Genomic DNA, 22,049 nt, shown 5'->3' on the forward strand with positions numbered 1-22,049 from the left:
CGCCGCGCAAGGTGCGCCCGCCGGGGGTTTCGCCCGGTTAGAATCGGCCGCAGACGAAGGGGTGTGAGAGTGAAGGACCTGGTCGATACCACGGAGATGTACCTCCGGACGATCTACGACTTGGAGGAAGAGGGCGTCGTGCCGCTGCGTGCGCGCATTGCCGAACGCCTGGAACAGAGCGGACCGACCGTGAGCCAGACCGTCGCCCGGATGGAGCGGGACGGGCTGCTGCGCGTGGCAGGCGACCGGCACCTCGAGCTGACCGAGAAGGGCCGCGACCTGGCGGTGTCGGTCATGCGCAAGCATCGGCTCGCCGAGCGGCTGCTCGTGGATGTGATCGGTCTCGACTGGGAGAACGTGCACGCCGAGGCATGCCGCTGGGAGCACGTGATGAGCGAGGAGGTCGAGCGCCGCCTCGTCGAGGTGCTGCACAACCCCACGACCTCGCCGTACGGCAATCCGATTCCGGGACTGGACCAGCTCGGCCTGGACCGCCCGGCCGCGGCGGACGAGCGGCTGGTGCGGCTCACCGAGATCCCGCCGGGCAAGCCGACCGCCGTGGTCGTGCGCCGGCTGGCGGAGTACGTGCAGTCCGATCACGAGGTGATCGGGCGGCTGCGTGAGGCGGGGATCGTCCCCGACGCACGCGTTACAGTCGAGACGAAGCCGGGGTCGGTGGTCATCAACGTGCCCGGCCACGACGGCTTCGAACTTTCCGACGAGATGGCCCACGCGGTGCAGGTGAAGCAGGTCTGAGACAGGCCCCTTCTTCGCCGGCCCCGCGCGGGCCGGCGAAGAAGGGTCCCAGCGTGAGGCTTCTGGTTACCGGCGGTGCCGGCTATGTGGGCAGCGTCTGCAGCACGGTGCTGCTCGAGCAGGGTCACGAGGTGGTGATCCTCGACGATCTGTCCACCGGCAACGCCGACGCCGTCCCGGCCGGCGCGGAGTTCGTCGAGGGCGACATCGCGACCGCGGCCGCGGAGGTGCTCGGCGGCGGTGCACAGCCCCGGTTCGACGGGGTGCTGCACTTCGCGGCCCAGTCCCTGGTCGGCGAGTCCGTCGAGCATCCGGACAAGTACTGGCACGGCAACGTCGTCGCGACCCTCGCCCTGCTGGACGCGATCCGCGCCTCGGGAACACCGCGGCTGGTGTTCTCGTCGACGGCGGCGACGTACGGCGAGCCGGACCGGGTACCGATCACCGAGGATGCACCCGCCCGGCCCACCAACCCGTACGGCGCCACGAAACTCGCCATCGACCATGCGATCTCGTCGTACACGCGGGCGTACGGTCTGGCCGCGACGAGCCTGCGCTACTTCAACGTCGCGGGCGCATACCACGGTGCCGGCGAGAACCGCGCGGTCGAGACGCACCTGATTCCGCTCGTGCTGCAGGTGGCTCTCGGCCAGCGCGAGCACATCTCGGTGTTCGGCACCGACTGGCCGACCAAGGACGGCACGGCGGTGCGGGACTACATCCATGTCAAGGACCTCGCCGACGCCCACCTGCTGGCACTGGCGGCCGCCCGGCCCGGCGAGCACGCCGTCTACAACCTCGGGAGCGGCGAGGGCTTCACCGTCCGGGAGGTCATCGAGGCGTGCCGCCGAGTGACGGGCCTGCCGATCACGGTGGTCGATGCACCCCGGCGCGCCGGGGATCCGGCCGTGCTGATCGCGTCGAGCCGCCGCGCCGTCGAGGAACTGGGCTGGAAGCCGCAGCACACGAGCCTCGACGAGATCGTCGCCGACGCGTGGGTCTACCTGCAGGAACTCGGCGACCGGTCGCACGCGGCACGGCGCTGAGCCGGCGCCGTCCCGGCGGTCACGCCGCCGGTGCGGGCGGGGGCATTCGCACCCCGAGCCGCGCGGCGATCTCGTAGCCGGTGTCGGCGAGGCCGCGCACGGTGTGCGGCCGCAGCCCGGCCTGCAGGGCCTGGTCGAGGAGGTCGGCGAGCCGGTGCCGCGGGTTGGACTCGAGTGCGACCCCCAGGGCCACCCCGGCGAGCGGTCCGTCGCCCCGAACGTACGCGCTGTAGCCGACGAGGGCGGCGGCCTCGGCTCGTTCCGGGTCCGGGAGACGCCGGGTGAGCGTGACCCACAACCGTTCGGCGGTGTCGGCCTCGGCGCCCGCCGCGAGGGCCATCACGGCGTCGCGCACGGTCGAATTGGACAGCAGGACGGCGAGTTCGGCAAGCTCGGGGGCGAGCAGCTCGGCGCCGTCGTCGTGCCGGGCGATGTGGGCCAGCACGGCCTCGAGTTCCTGACGGTCGGCGCGGTCGCGGCCGCCGGCGCGGACGGCGAGTTCGTAGGCGAGGTCACGCGCGTCGATCGCCTCGTCGATGTGGTCGGCAACCTGCATGCGCCCGGGCATCGGCAGCGGGGTGAGCAGATCGGCGAGTTCGGCGCGGGACCGCCGGATCGCCCCGCCCTCGAAGACGCGGGCGGCGGCGACGGGCGAGGCCTGCGGGTCCGGGACCGTCCCGCGCGCACCGCCGACGAGCGCAAACCATGTTCTGCCGCAAGCGACCTCGGAAACGGCGTGTGCTCCGGCGATGCGAACCCCGCGCCGGTCGAGGCGGACGGCGAAGTCGTCGAGCAGTCGGCAGGCCGCGGCGACGGCGGGGGCGTCGGGGTGGTCGAGACGGTCGTCGACGAGGACGACGAGCACGGCGTCGGCGCCCTCCCGATCGCAGAGCGCACCGAATCGGTCGAAGACGTCGCGCATCGCAGCCGGCACCGGATCGTCCTCGCCGGGCGGCAGGATCAGGTCGTGGCGCATGACGGCGCCGACGGTCGCGGACCGGGCACCGTCGCGCCCGCCGCCGGCATCGGACGCGAGGCTCAGCACGATCAGCGACCGTGCGGGCAGGAAGCCGAGCATGGCCGGCACGGCGGCGATCAGATCCCCCGGATCGGTGAGTCGCAGCGGCCGGGGCGAGGAAGTCGATGTGGTCATGCGCCGACTGTCCCCGACGACCGGTGCCCTCGGGGGCCGCGCGACCCGGATCCGCGGAATCTGGGGACGAGCGCTCCGGTTGTGGACAAGTACTGCGGCCGCAGGAGTTCCGGCCGCCCGATGTCGGTGCCGGCTGGTAGCGTGCCGCGTCAGCCGACGCGCACGCGCTCCACGCTCGCCTCGAACACCCGGCCCAGGGTGGCGGTGTCGGCGGGCCCCGCACCGAAGGACATGTACGTCACCAGCACCCGCACGTCGTCGACCTGGGCGATCCGGCTGGTCATCGACTGGGTGACCACCTCCCGGCCCTCGCCCGAGCGGACGGTGCGGGTGAACGCGAGGGTCGCCACCCCCGCGGCGGCCGGCGGCGCCGACGGGTCGACCGTGGTCGTCACCGTGGCGGTGACGCCCCGGCGGGTCGCCGCGACGACGGGACATTCGACGAGACGGTCGCGGTAGGCGGCCAGGTCGTCGGTGACAGCGACGAGTTCGACCGAGATCGTGGCCCGGCTGTCGTTGTCCGTGCCGACCACCATCGCGGTCCCGTCCGGGCCGTAGTTCTGCGGCGGCGGCAGGCATCCGGGTGGATCCACCTTGGCCCCCTCCGGGACTCCGGTGAGGTCGGGAGCGGCCTGGGCGACCGCCTGCGGCGGTAGCACCACCGCGTCGTACGGCTCGGGGAACTGCTCGGGCGGCAGCAGCAGTTCGGCGAGGGGCCGGCCCGCGGTGCCGGCCTCGTCCGTCGTGGCCAGTGCAGCCGGCTCGGGCTGTGGCGTGCCGTCGACGGTCGACGAGCACCCGGCGGCGAGCAGCAACGCGCCCCCGATCACGGTCGCGCCCAGCCGGCGGAAGGGCACCGGCGGGGTCCGGGGGCGGCGCGGCGTCCGGACGTCGTCTCCTGCGCTGTGGGTTGCCACCGGACCTCCGCTGTCGCGTCCCGCCGGGGTCGTGCCCCGGCGGAAGCTGATCACCAGTTCAACTAGACTCGAACTCCACCATGCCACGCCGGTGACCCGGCGGTATCACGGCGCCCCGGATCGAACGGAGGATGTTCGCATGGACGACCAGTCCCGCATGTACGAGCTCGAGTTCCCCGCTCCGCAGCTGACGTCTGCCGACGGCGAGGGTCCCGTGCTGGTGCACGGTCTCGAGGGGTTCGCCGACGCCGGGCATGCGGTGCGGCTCGCCACCACGCACCTGCGCGAGAGCCTCGAAAGCGAACTCGTGGCGTCGTTCGCCGTGGACGAGCTGATCGACTACCGGTCCCGGCGGCCGACCATGACGTTCAAGGCGGATCACTTCTCCGACTACGCCGCCCCCGAACTCAACCTGTACGCCCTGATCGACACGGCCGGAACCCCCTTCCTGTTACTGGCCGGCGCGGAACCGGACCTGAAATGGGAGCGGTTCATCACGGCGGTGCGCCTGCTCGCCGAGCAGTTCGGGGTCCGGCGCACGATCGGGATCAGCGCGATCCCGATGGCGATCCCCCACACCCGTCCGCTGGGCGTGACGGCGCACTCGACGAACAAGGACCTGATCGCCGACCACCACCGCTGGACGGGCGAGCTGCAGGTGCCGGCGGGGGTGTCGTCGCTGCTCGAGCTGCGGATGGCGCAGCACGGGCACGAGTCGGTGGGGTTCTCGGTCCACGTGCCCCACTACCTGGCGCAGACCGAGTACCCGGGCGCTGCCGAGACCTTGCTCGAGAACGTCGCCGAAGCCGGGGGCCTCGGGTTGCCGCTGGCCGCGCTCGGCGAGGCCGCCGCACGGGTGCGTGAGCAGATCGACGAGCACATCGCCCAGAACGAGGAGGTGCAGGCGGTGGTCCGCGGACTCGAGCGGCAGTACGACAGCTATGTGGCGGCCCAGGAGCAGCAGGCCGCCCAGCTGCCGACGGACGAGAACCTGCCGACCGGCGAGGAGATCGGTGCCGAGTTCGAGCGTTTCCTCGCCGAATACGAGGATCGCGGCGGGAACGGACAGCCCGGCGACGCGGACCCCTCCGCCTGACCGGGTTCGAATCGCCGCCTGTCCGACCCCGGATCATTACTCTCTCGTTACACTTCGCGTTGTGCAGGTCACATACAGTCAGTACGCTCAGTTCGACGAGTTGAGCTGAAGGGTCGGGCCGGAGACGGTCCGGCGCCTCGGACACCACAGGTAGACGAGGAACCGGCGGTCAGGAGACGCACATGGGTACACCGCGCACACGCACGCTCCGGCCGGTGCCGGACGCGGAGACGCGGATGGTCTTCCGCACCATCCACGGCTACCGTCGCGCCTTCCGACTCGCCGGCGAGGGCCCCGCGCTGCTGCTGATCCACGGGATCGGCGACAACTCCTCGACCTGGCAGGAGGTCATCCCGCACCTGGCCCGCAAGTACACGGTCATCGCACCGGACCTGCTCGGCCACGGCCGCTCCGACAAGCCGCGCGCCGACTACTCGGTCGCCGCGTACGCCAACGGCGTCCGCGACCTGCTCTCGGTCCTGGACATCGAGCACGTCACCGTGGTCGGGCACTCCCTCGGCGGCGGCGTCGCGATGCAGTTCGCGTACCAGTTCCCGCAGATGGTCGACCGGCTCATCCTGGTCTCGGCCGGCGGCGTCACCAAGGACGTCCACCCGGCGCTGCGCCTGCTGTCCATGCCCGGCCTGAGCGAGGTCCTCAAGCTGCTGCGGCTGCCCGGCGCCCTGCCCGCGGTACGCATCGCCGGCGGCCTGCTCGGACAGTTGCACGACACGCCGCTGCGGCCCGGCCCCTTCCTGCACGACACCTCGGATCTGATCCGGGTCCTGAGCGGATTGCCCGATCCCACCGCGTACGAGGCGTTCCTGCGCACGCTGCGGGCCGTCGTGGACTGGCGCGGCCAGGTGGTGACGATGCTCGACCGCTGTTACCTGACCGAGAACCTGCCCGTGCAGCTGATCTGGGGAGATCACGACAGCGTGATCCCGGTCAGTCACGGTTACCTGGCGCATTCGGCGATGCCCAACTCCCGGCTCGACGTCTTCCGCGGCGCCGGCCATTTCCCGTTCCGGGACGACCCCATCCGGTTCCTGCGGGTCGTCGAGGAGTTCCTCGACTCGACCGCACCCCTCGTGTTCGACGAGCAACGCTGGCGCGAGTTGCTGATCAACGGCGTCAGCGAGAACCAGATCACGGGCGGTCCGGCCACCCGCAGGGCCGTGCTCGGCGCGATGGGCGCCGACGAACGCAGCGCCACCTGAGCGACCCGCCGCCCACGACGTCCCGCGCCGAGTCCTCGAACGCCGTCACACGTCGCCGTCGGCCCGCTCCGGCAGGTGCAGCCGTCGAGACCGGCGCGGGCGGCAGGACCCGTCGGCCGCCGCGCGCCGGCCTGCCGCACACGGCGCGTCGGCGCGGTCACGGCGGCAACAACTAGCCTGGAGCGGTGCTGCTTCCGGATCTGACCCCCGACATCGTCGACGAGGACTCGCTGTTCGACGCCTTCACCACCTTCACGACCGGGCGCGGCCTCTCGCTGTATCCGGCGCAGGAGGAGGCGCTGCTGGAGCTGGTCTCCGGGTCGAACGTGATCCTCGCGACGCCCACCGGGTCGGGCAAGTCGATGGTGGCGCTCGGCGCGCACTTCTTCGCCCTGGCCACCGGTACGCGCACCTTCTACACGGCCCCGATCAAGGCGCTGGTCAGCGAGAAGTTCTTCGCGTTGTGCGAGGTGTTCGGCGCCGATCGGGTCGGGATGATGACCGGCGACGCCTCGGTGAACCCCGGTGCCCCGATCATCTGCGCCACCGCCGAGATCGTCGCCAATCTGGCGCTGCGGGAGGGCGCCGGCTCGGACATCGGCCAGGTGGTGATGGACGAGTTCCACTTCTACTCGGAGCCGGACCGCGGGTGGGCGTGGCAGGTGCCCCTCGTGGAACTGCCCCGCGCGCAGTTCCTGTTGATGTCGGCGACCCTCGGCGACGTCACCTTCCTGAAGAAGGACCTGACCCGGCGCACCGGCCGCACCACCACCGAGGTGTCCGGCTCCGAGCGGCCGGTGCCGCTGTCGTTCACCTACTCCCAGAAGCCGATCGGCGAAGAGATCGAGGAACTGGTCACCACGCACCAGGCCCCCGTCTACGTCGTCCACTTCACCCAGGCCGCCGCCCTGGAGCGGGCGCAGGCCCTGACCAGCGTGAGCATGTGCTCGCGCGGGGAGAAGGACGCGATCGCCGAGGCGATCGGCGCGTTCCGGTTCTCCACCGGCTTCGGCAAGACGCTGTCGCGGCTGGTGCGGCACGGCATCGGCGTGCACCACGCCGGGATGCTGCCGAAGTACCGGCGGCTCGTCGAGCGGCTGGCCCAGGACGGGCTGCTGAAGGTCATCTGCGGGACCGACACCCTCGGGGTGGGCATCAACGTGCCGATCCGGACGGTGCTGCTGACCGGCCTGACGAAGTTCGACGGCACCCGGACCCGGCAGCTCAAGGCCCGCGAGTTCCATCAGATCGCCGGCCGCGCCGGCCGTGCCGGATTCGACACGATGGGCACCGTCGTGGTGCAGGCGCCCGAGCACGAGATCGAGAACGTGCGGGCCCTCGCCAAGGCCGGTGACGACCCGAAGAAGCGCCGCAAGGTGCAGCGCAAGAAGCCGCCCGAGGGATTCGTCTCGTGGGGCGAGGGCACGTTCGACAAGCTCGTCGCCGCATCCCCCGAGCCGCTCACTTCGCGCTTCTCCGTGAGCAATTCGATGCTGCTGAACGTGATCGCCCGCCCCGGCAGCTGTTTCGAGGCGATGCGCCATCTGCTCGAGGACAACCACGAAGCGCGCCCCGCCCAGCGCCGGCACATCCTCAAGGCGATCTCGCTGTACCGGGGGCTGGTGCAGGCCGGGGTGGTGCAGCAGCTCGACGAGCCCGACGAGTTCGGCCGGACGGCGCGGCTGACCGTGGACCTGCAGCGCGACTTCGCGCTGAACCAGCCGCTGTCGCCGTTCGCGCTCGCCGCGATCGAGCTGCTCGACATCGACTCCCCCGCCTATGCGCTGGACGTGGTGTCGGTGATCGAGTCCACGCTCGACGATCCGCGGCAGATCCTCATGGCGCAGCAGCACGCCGCGCGCGGTGAGGCCGTGCAGCAGATGAAGGCCGACGGCATCGAGTACGAGGAGCGCATGGAGCTGCTCGAGGAGATCACCTGGCCGAAGCCGCTGGCGGAACTCCTCGAGCCGGCGTTCGAGACGTACCGCGCCGGGCATCCGTGGGTCTCGGAGTTCCCGCTGTCCCCCAAGTCGGTGGTGCGGGACATGGTCGAGAAGGCCATGACGTTCGCCGAACTGGTCGGTCACTACGGCCTGACCCGTTCGGAGGGACTGGTGCTGCGCTACCTCGCGGACGCCTACCGGGCGCTGCGCCAGACGGTTCCGGACGCGGCCCGCACCGAGGAACTCGAAGACCTCACCGAGTGGCTGGGCGAGCTGATCCGCCAGGTCGATTCGAGCCTGCTCGACGAGTGGGAGTCGCTCACCAACCCCGGCGTCGAATCCGACGATCAGCAGGTGGCATTCGGCGCGGATGTGCCCAAACCGATCTCGGCGAACACGCGGGCGTTCAAGGTGATGGTGCGCAATGCGATGTTCAAGCGGGTGGAACTGGCGTCGCGGCGACGGTGGAACGAGCTCGCCGAGCTGGGCGACGGGCTCGAGGCCCAGGACTGGGCCGACCTGCTCGAGTTGTACTTCGAGGAGTACGACGAGATCGGCACCGGCCCCGACGCGCGGGGCCCGCAGCTGTTCACCGTGGTCGAGGAGAAGGATCTGTGGCGGGTCCGGCAGACCCTGGCCGACCCCGCCGGGGACCACGGCTGGGCGCTGCTCGGCGAGGTGAACCTCGCCGAGTCCGACGCGGCCGGCGAGGTGGTGTTCGACGAGTTCGAGATCGTCGAGGGCTGAGCGGTGCCGCCGTCCCTCGTCCTGCGTGGCGCCCGCACGGCGCCCGGTGCCGGCCCGGTCGACCTGCCGATCACCGGCGACCGCATCGGCGGTGACATCGCGGGCAGCACCGAGGTCGTCGACGCCGGCGGGCGACTGGTGCTGCCGGGCCTGTGGGACGCGCACGTGCACTTCGACCAGTGGACCCTCGCGCAGGCCGCGCTCGACCTGTCGGGCGCGACGTCGGCCGCGCACGCGGTCGCGCTGGTGGCCGCCCGCCTGGCCGGTGACCCCGCCCCCGTCGTGGTCGCGCACGGTTTCCGCGACGGGCTGTGGCCGGACACGCCCACCGCTGCGGCGCTCGATGCGATCGCCCCCGCCCGGCCGGTCGTCGCGTTCAGCGCGGACCTGCACAGCGCCTGGTTCAATACTGCTGCGCTACAGCGTTTCTCGCTGCATCCACACCCCACGGGGCTGCTGCGGGAAACCGAGTTCATGCCGCTGATGAACGAGATCCAGCGCGTCGACCCCGAGGTGCGCGATCGCCTCGTGGACTCCGCGGCCCGGGCGGCCGCCGCCCGCGGCGTGGTGGGCGTCGTCGACTTCGAGATCGCGGACACTCTCGCCGCGTGGAGGCGCCGCATCGGCGCCGGGACGCGGCACCTGCGTGTGCGGTGCGGGATCTGGCCCCGGTGGCTGGACGCGGCGATCGCGGCGGGCATGCGCACCGGCGACGTGGTACCCGGCACCGCGGGGCTGGCGACGGTGGGTCCGCTGAAGGTGATCGTCGACGGATCGCTCGGCACCCGCACCGCCTACTGTCACGACCCGTATCCCGACGGCGGGCACGGGGTGTTGTCGGTGCCGCCGGAACGGCTCGAGCCGCTGATGCGCCACGCCCACGAACACGGGGTCGAGAGCGCGATCCACGCGATCGGTGACCACGCCTGCGAGCACGTGCTCGACGCGTTCGCCGCCACCGGGGCGCGCGGCAGCGTCGAGCACGCCCAGTTCGTGGCCGAGCGCGACTTCCCGCGGTTCGCCCGGTCGGGTGTCACGGCGAGCATCCAGCCGGCGCACGTGTACGACGACGTGGACCTGGCCGAACGGTACTGGCCCGGCCGCACGCACCGCGCCTTCCCGTACGGGACGCTGCACGCGGCCGGGGCGCGGCTGGTACTGGGCTCCGACGCGCCGGTCGCGCCCCTGGATCCGTGGCGGACGCTGGCCGCCGCGATCGACCGCACGCTGCCCGACGGCCGGGTCTGGCACCGCGAGCACGAACTGGACCTGCAGGTGGCGCTGGCCGCGTCCACCGGTGGTCGTGCCCGCGTCGCCGTCGGCGACGTCGCCGACCTGGTGGTGCTCGACGCGGACACGCTGCCCCGCTCCGGTGCGGAGCTGGCCGCGATGCCGGTGTGGGGCACGATGCTCGGCGGACGCTGGACGCACGGGCCGCTAGCCTGAGCGGGTGAGCGAAGAGTCCGCCCCGGTGTTCCGGCTGGCCTACGTCCCCGGGGTCACCCCCGCGAAATGGGTGCGGGTGTGGGCGGAGCGGATACCCGACGTCCCCCTCGAGCTGGTGCCCGTGGACGCCGCCGACGGCGAGGCCGCGGTGCGCGACGGCACGGTCGACGCGGCGGTGCTGCGGTTGCCGCTGCCGCGCGAGGGGCTGTCGGTGATCAATCTCTACACCGAGGTATCGGTGGTGGTGGTACCCGAGGAGCATGCCGTCGCGGCCGTCGACGAACTGAGCGTCGCCGATCTCGCGGAGGAAACGGTGCTGCATCCGCGCGACGACGTGCTGGACTGGGCGCGCCTGCCGGGAGAGGCGGCGTTCGAGCGCCCGGCCACGACGGAGACGGCCGTGTCGTACGTCGCCTCCGAGGTGGGGGTGCTGGTCGTGCCGCAGTCGCTGGCCCGGCTGTACCACCGCAAGGATCTGACGTACCGGCCGGTGACCGATGCCCCGCAGTCGCAGGTGGGCCTGGTGTGGCTTTCGGAGCGGACCACCGATCTGGTCGAGGAGTTCGTCGGGATCGTGCGCGGCCGCACCGCCAACAGCTCCCGCGGCCGGCAGGACGAGTCCCAGCCGAAGCAGAAACGGCGCGGGGAGCGGCAGGGATCGCAGCCGAAGAAGGTGGTCGGCGACAAGAAGCCGAAGACCCGCCGCGGAAACGCGGGCCGGCCGAAGAGCGCCGGACGGGCGCGCCGGCGCCGGTAGCCGCCCGGGAGGCCCCGGGCCGGAACACGGACCGCTCACGCGGACCGCACCAGGCAGAAGAGGTGGCCGCTCGGATCCCGGTAGGTGCGGAAGGTCGGGCTGGGGTTGGGCCCGACGACGCGGGTTGCGCCGTGCCGCAGCACCCACTCCTCCGCGGCGTCGAGGTCGTCGACCTCGAGGTCCAGGTGTGCCTGCAGCCCGACCCGGTCGTCCGGCCACGTCGACGGGGTGAACTCGGGGGCCAGCTGGAACGCCAGGCCCCCGCCGGCCGGGGCGCGCAACTGGACCCAGTCGTCGTCGGTGGCGGCGTCGTCGATGTCCCAGCCGAGCAGCACGGCGTAGAACGAGGCCAGCCCGGACGGGTCCGGCGTGTCGAGGACGTAGACCTGCAGTGCGATGGCGGGACGCGACATGGGCTCATGATCCCGCGAAGTCGTCGCGCGGGCCCGGCAAACGGGCCTATCCGGCGGCGTGGGCCTTCGGCGGGGCGACCGAGCGCACCAGCCCCTCACCCGTTTTCGGGAGGCACGACCTCGATCTCGCGCCCCCATGCGACCCCGGGCGCGGCCGGCAACCGGTCCCCGCTCCAGAACCGTCCGGGGTCGTACCAGTTGCTGCCGCGCCCGCGTTGCTCGAGCAGCCCCATCGCCTCCAGGGTCGCGCCCACCACCTCGGCGCAGTACGCGCGCTCGAGACCCGCATCCGACGTGCGTTTCCGCCACGGCAGCCGGCCCGCGAACCAGCGCCCCGCCAGCCGGCCCGTCGAGGGGAACGGCGTGCCGTCCAGCCGGGCGACGGTGCGCAGCAGCTGATCCTCCTGCTCCGGCGTCACCTCGACGCCGAGCTGGCGCAGCCAGCCGCGCTGCCCGTACCGGGCACTCCACACCTGCACCGCCTCGCGCAGGTCGTGCAGCTGCACACCGCGGTGGTGCCGGCCGGTCCACATGTCCGGCAGGCTCCTGCCCAGCTCGGCATGCCACATCAGCGGTGGCAGATCAGCGAGGACCACCGCCATGCCGACGTGGTTGACGGGGGCGTTGGTCAGCGTCTGGATCGCCCGGTCGGCGTGGCTGCTGCCGCGGAAGATCCAGAGGTCGCCGGTGCGGGTCAGTTCCACCGCCTCGTCGAGGGTGATCCGGGACTGCGCTGAGCTCCGCTGCTGCATGACCGACAGCCTCTCACGCGGGGAGGTAACGGGATCCGGCCGCCGAGCACGGGAGGTGGTGGCCGGCCCGCCGTCGCTGCCCCGCCTCGCTGCGCCTCACCCGAGGTTGACAGCGCGGCAGACGGCGCTACGGTGCAGGGATGGACCACGAGGTCCGGTACGCCGCCAGCGGGGATGTCAGCATCGCGTACCAGGTGCTGGGCAAGGCGGGACCCGACCTCGTCTTCGTTCCGGGATTCGTCTCGCACCTCGACCTCGCCTGGGAGGAGCGGTTCTTCGCGCGTTTCCTGCGCGGCCTGGCGTCGTTCGCCCGGTTGATCTGGTTCGACAAGCGGGGCACCGGCCTGTCGGACGTGCCGCGGGAGGAGGTGTCCATGGACGCCTGCGTCGAGGACATCCGCGCCGTGATGGACGCCGCCGGGTCCCGGCGGGCGACCCTGTTCGGGGTCGCCGTCGGCGCCGGGATCTGCACCTCGTTCGCGTTGAAGTACCCCGGCCGCACACGTTCGATGATCCTGTGGGACGCCCATGCCCGGCTCCTGGAGGACGACGGGTATGCGGCGGGGTGGAGCGAGGAGTTCTTCTCGTCGGTCCTGGCCGGCATCGACGAGGGGTGGGCGACGGGCTCCGGCATCGCGTCGATGAATCCGACCCTGGCCGGGGACGAGCGGTATCGATCCTGGTTCGCGCGTCACGCCCGGGCGGCGGCGGGCCCGGCGCAGGCACGGGACCTGTTCCGGCTCTGCGCCGCGACCGATCTTCGTCCGAGGCTGCACGAGATTCGGGTGCCGACGCTCCTGCTCCACCACGTCGACGATCCGTGGCTGTCGGTCGAGCATTCCCGCTACGTCGCGGCGCGCGTTCCGGGCGCGACACTCGTCGAACTGCCCGGGATCGATCACTGGCCCTGGATCGGCGACATGGACGCGGTGCTGATCGAGATCGAGGCCTTCCTGACGGGGGTACGGCGGGGCCGCCGGGACCGCCCGGCCTGGGGGCCGGAGGCCCTGAGCACCCGCGAACGGGAGGTGGGCGCGCTGGCGGTCGCCGGACTCAGCTCCCCCGAGATCGGCCGGCGCCTGTTCATCAGCGAGCGAACCGTGGAGACCCACCTCGCCAACATCTACGCGAAGCTCGGCATCAACTCGAGGGTGGAGTTGGTGCGGCGGGCGGTCGAATTCGGTCTGTGAGCCGGCGCCCGGCACCACCGGGACGGCGCGCGACGTCCGTACTGGTACCGATGCATTCATCACTGTTGTGCGCATACCGTTCTCTTCGAGAGCGGTTGCAGGAGGTGCATCATGAACAGGCACACCGAAGTCGGCCACCGGCAGTCGATCCACGATCTGATCCCCCGCCTCCGACAGGCGTCCGCACTGCGCGACGGACCGGAGGCGGTCCGTGCGGTTCTGGCCGCAGCAGTCGCCGACGACAGCGACTGGCTGGACCCGCAGTACCAGGAGCGTCCCGAGACGCGGGACTGGGTGCTGTACCCCCTCTACCGGGCCTCGGACGGGCACCTGTCGATCCTGGTGGCGGTGTTCAAGGCCGGAGTGAGCACTCCGGCGCACAATCACGGCGCGTGGGCCGTGGTCGGCGTGTATCGGGGCCGGGAACGGGAGACGTGGTATCGCCGGCTCGACGACGGGAGTGTGCCGGGCAGGGCCCGGCTCCAGGTTGCCGACACCTTCGTGAACCCGCGGGGCACGGTGACCGTCGTTCCCGACGGAACGATCCACTCGGTGGAGGCACTCGACGGGACCGATGCGATCTCGATCCACGTCTACGGCACGGACATTCTCACGCAGAACCGCAGCACGTTCGATCTGCGGACGGGCAGCGAGGCGCCCTTCCGTCCCGATTTCACCGACCTCGGCCCCGAGCACTGACGGCCCGGCCGGCCGAAGGCTGTTTCACCGTATCCACCGGAAGGAGGAGGGCGTGAGGACGGGAGCGGAGACCCGCGATCGACGATCCGCCGGACAGCTGCCGGAGCGGGACCCCGTACGGGTGGAGCTCCGGCCGGTCGACGCGGTCGATGTGACGACGCTGGTGGACAACTCCTCCGACGTGCTGCTGCCCGACGTGGGGCCCGTCCGCCGCTGGGGGCCGGCCGGATCGGCAGGTCCGCTCCCGATCGTCCCCAGCGATCTGGCGGTCGGATTCCGGACTGTCGACCTCCTCCGAGCGGAGCACGGGTTCTCCGTACTGATCGAGGTCCGGGTCGGCGAAACCACGCACCGCGTGCTCTACGACGCGGGGGCCACGCCGGACGGCCTGATGGCGAATCTCGATCGGCTGGCGATCTCCCCGGACGGCATCGAGGCGATCGTGTTCAGCCACGGCCACTTCGACCACGTCATGGGTCTGCAGGGCCTCGCCCGCCGGCTCGGTTCCCGGCACCTGCCGATCCTCGTGCACCCCGACTTCTGGACGAGGCGGCGCATCGTCGGTCCCGACGGCGCCTTCGAGTTACCGACGCCGAGCCGAGCGGCTCACCGGGGTCGGCCGGCTCCATGCCGTCCTCGGCGGGTTCCATCTCCGCGACGGCCCGATCGTCCCCCGGACGGTGACCGCCCTCGCCGCGGCGGATCCGGCCGTGGTCGTGCCCGCCCACTGCACGTCGTGGAAGGCGCAGCACGCGCTGTTCACCGCCCTCCCGGACGCCTTCCACCCCAATGCCGTCGGCAGCCGATTCGAATTCCGGACAAGCCCGCAGCCGGATACGGCCGCGCAGGGACGCAACGGAGTACCGGACAGGCCCTGAGGCACACTGTTCGGCCGGAGCGTCCGGGCGATCGCGCCGATCGACGGTGGCGAGCATCGGTCCCAGGTGAGCGCGGCCCCAGCCCAATCCCTACCGTCTAGGCTCGCGCCCATGGCATTGAAGGGCAGGCAGTGGTGGAAGCTCGTCGGACTCGCCGGTGTGGTCGGCGTCGCGGCGACGGGCGCAGTCGTCGCGCGCGACGAGCGCAGACGACGCGCCCACACGCCCGACGAGGTACGCACGGTGCTCCACGACCGCTACGCCCGCGTCGCCGCCGCGCACGACACGCAGGGCGCGGTACCGCTGGACGACGTGCCCACGGGACTGCGCGAGCGGATCTGCACTGTGCTGCAACGGCTCCGCCCCCGCCGCTGACGCGACCCGCGGTGCCGGTGCCGAACGGTCGGCGCCGCTCGATCGTCGATCAACCCAGGGCCGAGGAGAACCCGTCCACGAGGCCCTGCACCTGCTCGTCCGTCATCACGAACGACGGCGAGATCTGCAGCGCACCCTGTCCCGCCGCCCGGCTCGAAACCCCGTGCCGCCGAAGCGCCTTCACGAACTCCAGCGCCTCACCCGGGTCGGCGAGCTGCACTGCGGCGACGGCGCCGAGACCACTGCGGACCTCCGCGACGCGCGGGTGCTCGGCCAGCGGGGACAGCTTCTCGTGCAGGGTCCGCTCCAACCGCGCCGACTCGTCGAGCAGGTTCTCGCGCTCGATGATGTCCAGGTTCGCCAGGGCAGCCGCGGCGGCACCGGCGTGCCCGCCGTAGGTGTAGCCGTGCCGCCACCACACCCCGCCGGCAAAGAACGGCTCGGCCACCTTCGGCGCCACGAACACCGCGCCCATCGGCACGTACCCCGAGGTGAGGCCCTTCGCCGTGGTGATCAGGTCGGGTTCGAGTCCGAACCGGCCAGAGGCGAACCACGACCCGCCGATGCGGCCGAAGCCGGTGACCACCTCGTCGACCACGAAGAGCACGTCGTGCTCGCGGCAGATGTCGCGGACCTCGGCGAGATAGCCCTCCGGCGGCAGGTACACCCCACCCGCGCCGATGATCGGCTCACAGAAGAACGCCGCGATCCGGTCCGCGCCGACCCGCTCGATGAGGGCGAGCAACGACTTCGCGTCGTCCCAGGCCACCTTCGCGGCGTCGTCCCACAGGTTCCCGTACCCCTCGGCGTTGACGGGGATCCCGGCGAGCGACGTGCCTCCGACGTGCATGCCGTGGTAAGCCTTCTCGCGACTGACGACGAGGGTCTTCTCCGGCCGGCCCATCTCCTGCCAGTAGCGGCGCGTCAGCTTGGCCGCGGTGTCGATCGAATCGGAACCGCCCGAGGTGAAGAAGATCTTGCTGCCGGGAACGGGAGCGATCGTCGCGAGCCGCTCGGCCAGCTCGACGGTCGGCTCCGCGGCGAGGTCACCGAAGTTGGAGTAGTGCGCCACCTTCGCCAGCTGCGCCGCCACCGCGTCACCGATCTCGGAGCGGCCGTGGCCGACGTTCGCGAACCACAGGCCGGCGGTCGCGTCGAGATAGCGGGTGCCGGCGGAATCCCAGATGTAGGCGCCCTCTCCGCGCGCGACGACGAACGCACCGTCCCGCTCGACGACACCCATGTCTGCGAACCCGTGCCACAACGCGCCCACGATCTGCTCCTGTTCCACGAACGGCGATGAAATTGCCATCCTATGCGGCGACGGTCCGCGGGTGCCGCGCGGCGACGGTCCGCGCTTCGCTAGGCTGTTGATTCAGCATGTCCACCTCACCCGAGACCCCGCGCTCCCCCGCCCCGCCCGGGGCGACCCGTCGCGACCTGAAGGCAGGCCTCACCGAGGTATCGCTGCGCGATGAGCACCGCATCCGCCGGCGGCTCGACCGCGCCCGCGGACCCGAGGCGCTGGCGAAGATCGCCGACGAGATCGAGCAGGCGCGGTTGCGGCTCGCGGCGCGGGCGGCCGGCGTGCCGACGGTCACCTACCCCGACAACCTCCCGGTCTCGCAGCGCAGGGACGACATCGCCGCCGCGATCCGCGACCACCAGGTGGTGATCGTCGCCGGCGAGACCGGCTCCGGCAAGACCACGCAGATCCCGAAGATCTGCCTCGAACTCGGCCGCGGCGTCCGCGGCCTGATCGGGCACACGCAGCCGCGCCGCATCGCGGCCCGGGCGGTCGCCGAGCGCATCGCCGAGGAACTCGACTCCGAACTCGGCGACACCGTCGGCTACACCGTCCGGTTCACCGACCGGGTGTCGGACTCGACGCTGATCAAGCTGATGACCGACGGCATCCTCCTCGCCGAGATCCAGCGCGATCGGCTGCTGCGCCGTTACGACACCCTCGTCATCGACGAGGCCCACGAACGCAGCCTCAACATCGACTTCATCCTCGGCTACCTCAAGGAACTGCTGCCCCGGCGGCCGGACCTGAAGGTGATCATCACCTCGGCGACCATCGACCCGGAACGGTTCGCGAACCACTTCGCAGCGGCCGACGGCACGCCCGCGCCCATCGTCGAGGTCTCCGGCCGCACCTATCCGGTCGAGATCCGGTACCGTCCCCTGACGGTCGAGGTGGGCGACGCGCTCGTCGACCGCGACCCGGTGGATGCCGTCTGTGAGGCGGTCGAGGAACTCTGCGCCGAGGGAGACGGGGACATCCTCGTGTTCCTCTCCGGTGAACGCGAGATCCGCGACACCGCCGACGCGCTGCGCGACCGCAAGCTACGGGGCACCGAGATCCTGCCGCTGTACGCGCGGCTGTCCGCCGCCGAGCAGCACCGGGTGTTCACCCCACACACCGGCCGGCGAGTGGTGCTGTCCACCAACGTCGCCGAAACCTCGCTCACCGTGCCCGGTATCCGCTACGTCGTCGACCCCGGCACCGCGCGGATCTCCCGCTACTCGGTGCGCACCAAGGTCCAGCGACTGCCCATCGAGGAGATCTCGCAGGCCTCCGCCCGGCAGCGGTCCGGCCGCTGCGGCCGCGTCGCCGACGGCATCTGTATCCGGCTGTACTCCGAGGAGGACTTCGAGGCCCGCCCCGAGTTCACCGAACCGGAGATCCTGCGCACCAACCTCGCCTCGGTCGTGCTGCAGATGACGGCGCTCGGGCTCGGCGACCTCGCCTCGTTCCCATTCGTCGAGGCCCCCGACCCGCGGGCCGTCCGCGACGGTGTCGCGCTGCTCGAGGAACTCGGTGCGCTCGAACCGCCGTCGAAGGACGAACCACCGAAACTGACCGGCACCGGACGCGAACTCGCGCTGTTGCCGGTCGATCCGCGCATGGCGCGGATGATCGTGGAGGGTCACCGCAACGGGTGCCTGCGCGAGGTCCTGATCATCGTTGCGGCGCTGTCGATCCAGGACGTGCGCGAACGGCCGGCCGAGTTCCAGCAGGCGGCGGACGAGAAGCACGCCCGGTTCGCCGTCGAGGGCTCGGACTTCCTTGCGTACCTGAAGCTGTGGGACTACCTGAAGGAGCAGCGGAAGGAACTGTCGTCCAGCCGGTTCCGCAAGATGTGCCGCGACGAGTTCCTGCACTGGCTGCGGATCCGGGAATGGCAGGATCTGCAGGGCCAGCTGCGCCAGATCACCCTCAACCTCGGGTGGGAGACGCGGCATCAGGACGTCGGCCACGACGCGATCCACCAGTCGCTGCTGGCCGGGCTGCTCTCGCACGTCGGCGTGCGTGAGGGCGAGAAGCGGGACTTCCTCGGCGCGCGCGGGACCCGGTTCGCGATCTTCCCCGGCTCGTCGCTGTCCAGGAAGCCGCCGCGCTGGGTGATGGCCGCCGAGCTGGTCGAGACGTCGCGGCTGTGGGCTCGGGTCACCGCGCGGATCGAACCCGAATGGGCCGAGAAGCTCGCCCCGCACCTGGTCAAGCGCACCTACTCCGAACCGCACTGGTCCACCAGGCGCGAGGCCGCCATGGCCTACGAGCGGGTCACGCTCTACGGCATTCCCCTGGTCGCGCAACGGCCCGTGCAGTACGGCCCGATCGACCGCGAGGCCTCACGCGAGCTGTTCATCCGGCATGCCCTCGTCCAAGGCGAATGGCGGACGCGCCACAGGTTCTTCCACGCCAACCGTGAGTTGCTCGAGGACGTGGAGGCGCTCGAGCACCGGGCCCGCAGGCGCGACATCCTCGTCGACGACGAGACCCTGTTCGAGTTCTACGACCAGCGCGTCGGACCGGAGGTCGTCTCGGCGCGGCACTTCGACGCGTGGTGGAAGAAGAAGCGGCAGAAGAATCCCGACCTGTTGACCTTCACCCCGGAAACGGTGGTCAACCAGGAGGCGCCCACCGTCCTCGGCGGCGACTACCCCGACGCGTGGCGGCAGGGCGATCTGCAGTTCCCCCTCACCTACCAGTTCGAGCCCGGCACCGAGGAGGACGGCGTCACCGTCCGCATTCCCGTCGCGCTGCTGGCCGGGGTCCGGCCGGTCGGCTTCGACTGGTCGGTACCCGGTATGCGGGTCGAGCTGGTCACCGCCCTGATCAAGACGCTTCCCAAGCATCTTCGCCGCCAAGTCGTTCCGGCACCGGACTTCGCTGCGGCAGCCCTCGCGTCCGTGCAGCCGCGCTCCGAGCCGCTCGTCAACGCGATGGCGCGGGAGCTGTCGCGGCTCGGCGCGGCGCGGATCGAGCCGAGCGACTTCGACCCGACCGCCCTGCCGGACCACCTGCGGATGACGTTCGCGGCCGTCGACGAACGCGGCGCCGTACTCGCGCGCAGCAAGAGCCTGACCGCGCTGCGCAGGCAGCTGGCGAACCGTGTCGAGGCCGAGGTCTCCCGGGCGGCGTCGAGCACCGAGCGCGCGCCGGCACTGGTATGGACAGCCGAGACGCTCGGCACCCTCGAGCCCACGGTCACACGCACCGTCGCCGGCCAGCAGGTGACCGGATATCCGACGCTGGTCGCCGAGGATGGTGGCGTGGCCGTGCGGGTGCTCAGCACCCCGCACGCGCAGCAGGCCGCGATGCGCACCGGGCTGCGGGCTCTGCTGCTCGAGGCGGTCCCGATGCAGGCGCGCGCCGCGACGTCGGGCCTGAGCAACGGCGAACGGCTGGCGCTCGGCCGCAATCCGGACGGCTCGTTCGAGGATCTGCTCGAGGACTGCCGGGCGTGCGCCGTGGACGAGCTGATCGCCCGGCACGGCAAGCCGGTGCGCACACCGGACGAGTTCACCGCGCTGGCGAAGGTGGTGCGGGCCCAGTTGCCGGGCCGGGTGGCGGCGCTGCTGAAGCTCGTCGTCCCCGCCCTGGCCAGGGCACACGAGGTGGAGGTGCTGCTCGAACGGGTGCGCGGCGAGGCCGCCGAGGACGTGCGTGAACAGCTGACCTCGCTGCTGTTCCGGGGTTTCGTCGCCGAACTCGGCAGTGCCCGGCTGGCCGACCTGCCCCGCTACCTGGCGGCGGCGGCACACCGGCTCGAATCGCTGCCGGCGAGCGCGCTTCGCGACCGGCAGGGCATGGACGTGCTGGACCGGGTCTACGCCGAGTACGACCGACTGCTCGCCCGGCTGCCGGAGGAGCGGGCCACGGCTGCCGACGTGGTGGAGGTCTCGTGGATGATCGAGGAGTTGCGGGTCAGCCTGTTCGCGCAGCACCTCGGCACCCGCGGGCCGATCTCGGAGACGCGAATCCTCAAGGCCGTCGCGGCGATTCGCTGATCCGGCGACGAGGATCCCGGCGCGCGCCGAACGGCGCGGCGCTCAGTCCGGGGACTCGGTCTCGCGTCGGTGCTGGTGCTCGCGCAGTTCCTTGATCTCGCGCTCGAAATCCTCTGCGGAGCTGAAGGACCGGTAGACGGAGGCGAATCGCAGATACGCCACCTCGTCCAGGTCCCGCAGCGGGCCGAGGATGGCCAGACCGACCTCGTTGCTCGGAATCTCCGGGGAACCCTTGGCCCGCACCGCGTCCTCGACCTGCTGGGCGAGGAGGTTGAGGGCGTCGTTGTCGACGTCGCGGCCCTGACAGGCACGGGCCACCCCGCGCACCACCTTCTCCCGGCTGAACGGTTCGGTGACGCCGCTGCGCTTGACGACCGACAGCACCGCCGTCTCGACGGTGGTGAAACGCCTGCCGCACTGGGGGCATGCCCTTCGGCGACGGATCGCGGCCCCCTCGTCGGCTTCGCGGGAATCGACGACGCGGGAATCGGGGTGCCGGCAATACGGGCAGTACATGTCGATTCCTTCGTCGTAGCCGTGCTGGCCGCGACGTCGGCGTCGAACCGATGCCGTCCTCCCGAGACCGGACTCACCGGCAGGCGAATCGCTCTCGGCGCGACCACACGAGGTGGTGTGACTGACAAGAGTCGACAATACCTGCATACCCGGATCGTCGGCCGGATCCGGTACCCGCCCGTCCATGCCGGTTCACCGCGGCGCGGAGGCCGGAACGAGCAGGGTCTGGCCGTCCCGCAGACGGCCGTCCGACATGGCATTGAGTTCGAGGATCCGCTCGATCGCCTCGGGGCGGGGCAAACCCGGAGTCACCCGCGCCGCGACGTCGCCGAGCGACTCCCCCGCCTGCACGACGGTGACGTCGGTACGTGCGGCCCCGGCCGCAACCTGGCTGGTGCGCAGGTGGGCAATCCCGAGCAGTCCCGCGGTCGCGACCGCGGTCAGCAGGGCCGTCGCCAGTACGGTGCGCAGGCCGGGCTGCGCGGTCCCGGCGGGCCGGTGCGGGACGCGCGAGACCCGGACCGGAGCGCGCCGGTAGTCCACCACCCCCGGATCCGGGCGGACCGGCAGCCGCCGGTCCGGCGCCTCGTGCGGCCGCCGGGCGAGGTGCGTCGCCGCGGAGCGTCGTGCCCGGCCCTCGCCGTCCCGTCCGGTGTCGTACTGCCCTGGGTCCTCGAACTGCCCTGTGTCCTCGAACTGCCCGGTGTCGTTGCACGGCCCTGTGTCGCACTGCCCGGTGTCGTCGTAGTGTCCCGTGTCGTACTGCCCGGTGTCGTCGCACTGGCCTGGGTGGTGCCGGGTGTCGTTCCATTCGGTGCGGCGAACTGCTGATGTCCTCATCGAG

19 protein-coding genes and 1 pseudogene are annotated in these 22,049 nt (G+C 71.5%); 13 read left to right on the forward strand and 7 right to left on the reverse strand.

Going from position 1 to position 22,049, the window contains the following annotated elements; genetic code table 11:
* Positions 1–69 precede the first annotated feature (69 nt).
* Together OCS65_RS16815 and galE are read left to right on the forward strand one after the other, a co-directional pair.
* Positions 70–756, forward strand: coding sequence for an iron-dependent transcriptional repressor DtxR (locus OCS65_RS16815; RefSeq protein ID WP_006935008.1), 687 nt, complete (start codon positions 70–72; stop codon positions 754–756).
* Between the two features lie 53 nt (positions 757–809).
* Positions 810–1,802 (forward strand): UDP-glucose 4-epimerase GalE, encoded by a 993-nt coding sequence (gene galE, locus OCS65_RS16820; RefSeq protein ID WP_044475851.1) that lies wholly within the window; start codon positions 810–812, stop codon positions 1,800–1,802.
* 19 nt (positions 1,803–1,821) lie between these two features.
* Here galE and OCS65_RS16825 read toward each other — a convergent pair whose 3' ends face one another.
* Together OCS65_RS16825 and OCS65_RS16830 are read right to left on the reverse strand one after the other, a co-directional pair.
* Positions 1,822–2,955, reverse strand: a complete 1,134-nt coding sequence (locus tag OCS65_RS16825) for a DUF4192 domain-containing protein (protein WP_006935014.1) — start codon at positions 2,953–2,955, stop codon at positions 1,822–1,824.
* A 149-nt stretch (positions 2,956–3,104) separates the two neighbouring features.
* Positions 3,105–3,872, reverse strand: a complete 768-nt coding sequence (locus tag OCS65_RS16830; RefSeq protein ID WP_065923484.1) for a hypothetical protein — start codon at positions 3,870–3,872, stop codon at positions 3,105–3,107.
* A gap of 139 nt (positions 3,873–4,011) precedes the next feature.
* On the opposite strand from OCS65_RS16830, the gene OCS65_RS16835 reads away from it, so the two are divergent.
* The 5 genes from OCS65_RS16835 (at position 4,012) to OCS65_RS16855 (ending at position 11,081) form a co-directional block, all read left to right on the forward strand.
* The gene (locus tag OCS65_RS16835; protein WP_006935021.1) at positions 4,012–4,968 is read left to right on the forward strand and encodes a proteasome assembly chaperone family protein; all 957 of its coding nucleotides are present in this window, start codon (positions 4,012–4,014) and stop codon (positions 4,966–4,968) included.
* Positions 4,969–5,150: 182 nt separating this feature from the next.
* A complete protein-coding gene (locus OCS65_RS16840; RefSeq protein ID WP_006935025.1) occupies positions 5,151–6,188 on the forward strand; it encodes an alpha/beta fold hydrolase in 1,038 nt (345 codons plus the stop codon).
* Positions 6,189–6,373: 185 nt separating this feature from the next.
* On the forward strand, positions 6,374–8,878 hold the full coding sequence (locus OCS65_RS16845) for a DEAD/DEAH box helicase (protein WP_168579575.1): 2,505 nt from the start codon (positions 6,374–6,376) through the stop codon (positions 8,876–8,878).
* 3 nt (positions 8,879–8,881) lie between these two features.
* Positions 8,882–10,324, forward strand: coding sequence for an amidohydrolase (locus OCS65_RS16850; protein WP_168579574.1), 1,443 nt, complete (start codon positions 8,882–8,884; stop codon positions 10,322–10,324).
* A gap of 4 nt (positions 10,325–10,328) precedes the next feature.
* Positions 10,329–11,081 carry a LysR substrate-binding domain-containing protein gene (locus OCS65_RS16855; RefSeq protein WP_050035129.1) on the forward strand — a complete coding sequence of 251 codons (753 nt, stop codon included), beginning with the start codon at positions 10,329–10,331 and terminating at the stop codon, positions 11,079–11,081.
* A gap of 35 nt (positions 11,082–11,116) precedes the next feature.
* Here OCS65_RS16855 and OCS65_RS16860 read toward each other — a convergent pair whose 3' ends face one another.
* Entirely contained in the window at positions 11,117–11,494 is a 378-nt protein-coding gene (locus OCS65_RS16860; RefSeq protein ID WP_006935029.1) for a VOC family protein, read from the reverse strand.
* A 95-nt stretch (positions 11,495–11,589) separates the two neighbouring features.
* Positions 11,590–12,246 (reverse strand): hypothetical protein, encoded by a 657-nt coding sequence (locus tag OCS65_RS16865; protein ID WP_029543381.1) that lies wholly within the window; start codon positions 12,244–12,246, stop codon positions 11,590–11,592.
* A 140-nt stretch (positions 12,247–12,386) separates the two neighbouring features.
* Here OCS65_RS16865 and OCS65_RS16870 point away from each other — a divergent pair, with 140 nt between their 5' ends.
* The 5 genes and pseudogenes from OCS65_RS16870 (at position 12,387) to OCS65_RS16890 (ending at position 15,388) form a co-directional block, all read left to right on the forward strand.
* A complete protein-coding gene (locus OCS65_RS16870; RefSeq protein WP_006935033.1) occupies positions 12,387–13,436 on the forward strand; it encodes an alpha/beta fold hydrolase in 1,050 nt (349 codons plus the stop codon).
* A gap of 111 nt (positions 13,437–13,547) precedes the next feature.
* Positions 13,548–14,135 (forward strand): cysteine dioxygenase family protein, encoded by a 588-nt coding sequence (locus OCS65_RS16875; RefSeq protein ID WP_006935034.1) that lies wholly within the window; start codon positions 13,548–13,550, stop codon positions 14,133–14,135.
* Between the two features lie 355 nt (positions 14,136–14,490).
* Positions 14,491–14,790 (forward strand): annotated as a pseudogene (locus OCS65_RS29955) (MBL fold metallo-hydrolase); the annotation flags it as partial.
* Between the two features lie 25 nt (positions 14,791–14,815).
* Entirely contained in the window at positions 14,816–15,013 is a 198-nt protein-coding gene (locus OCS65_RS16885) for a hypothetical protein (protein WP_231772983.1), read from the forward strand.
* A 111-nt stretch (positions 15,014–15,124) separates the two neighbouring features.
* Positions 15,125–15,388 (forward strand): hypothetical protein, encoded by a 264-nt coding sequence (locus OCS65_RS16890; RefSeq protein ID WP_006935037.1) that lies wholly within the window; start codon positions 15,125–15,127, stop codon positions 15,386–15,388.
* A 49-nt stretch (positions 15,389–15,437) separates the two neighbouring features.
* Here the strand turns inward: OCS65_RS16890 and OCS65_RS16895 are convergent, their stop codons facing one another.
* The gene (locus tag OCS65_RS16895; protein WP_006935041.1) at positions 15,438–16,700 is read right to left on the reverse strand and encodes an aminotransferase family protein; all 1,263 of its coding nucleotides are present in this window, start codon (positions 16,698–16,700) and stop codon (positions 15,438–15,440) included.
* Positions 16,701–16,768: 68 nt separating this feature from the next.
* On the opposite strand from OCS65_RS16895, the gene hrpA reads away from it, so the two are divergent.
* Positions 16,769–20,689, forward strand: coding sequence for an ATP-dependent RNA helicase HrpA (hrpA, locus tag OCS65_RS16900; RefSeq protein WP_231772877.1), 3,921 nt, complete (start codon positions 16,769–16,771; stop codon positions 20,687–20,689).
* Positions 20,690–20,731: 42 nt separating this feature from the next.
* Here the strand turns inward: hrpA and nrdR are convergent, their stop codons facing one another.
* Together nrdR and OCS65_RS16910 are read right to left on the reverse strand one after the other, a co-directional pair.
* On the reverse strand, positions 20,732–21,205 hold the full coding sequence (gene nrdR, locus OCS65_RS16905) for a transcriptional regulator NrdR (protein WP_029543374.1): 474 nt from the start codon (positions 21,203–21,205) through the stop codon (positions 20,732–20,734).
* A 192-nt stretch (positions 21,206–21,397) separates the two neighbouring features.
* Positions 21,398–22,045, reverse strand: coding sequence for a LysM peptidoglycan-binding domain-containing protein (locus OCS65_RS16910; protein ID WP_231772878.1), 648 nt, complete (start codon positions 22,043–22,045; stop codon positions 21,398–21,400).
* Positions 22,046–22,049: the final 4 nt, after the last annotated feature.

The sequence above is a fragment of the Rhodococcus aetherivorans genome, assembly GCF_025722975.1.
GTDB lineage: Bacteria > Actinomycetota > Actinomycetes > Mycobacteriales > Mycobacteriaceae > Rhodococcus > Rhodococcus aetherivorans.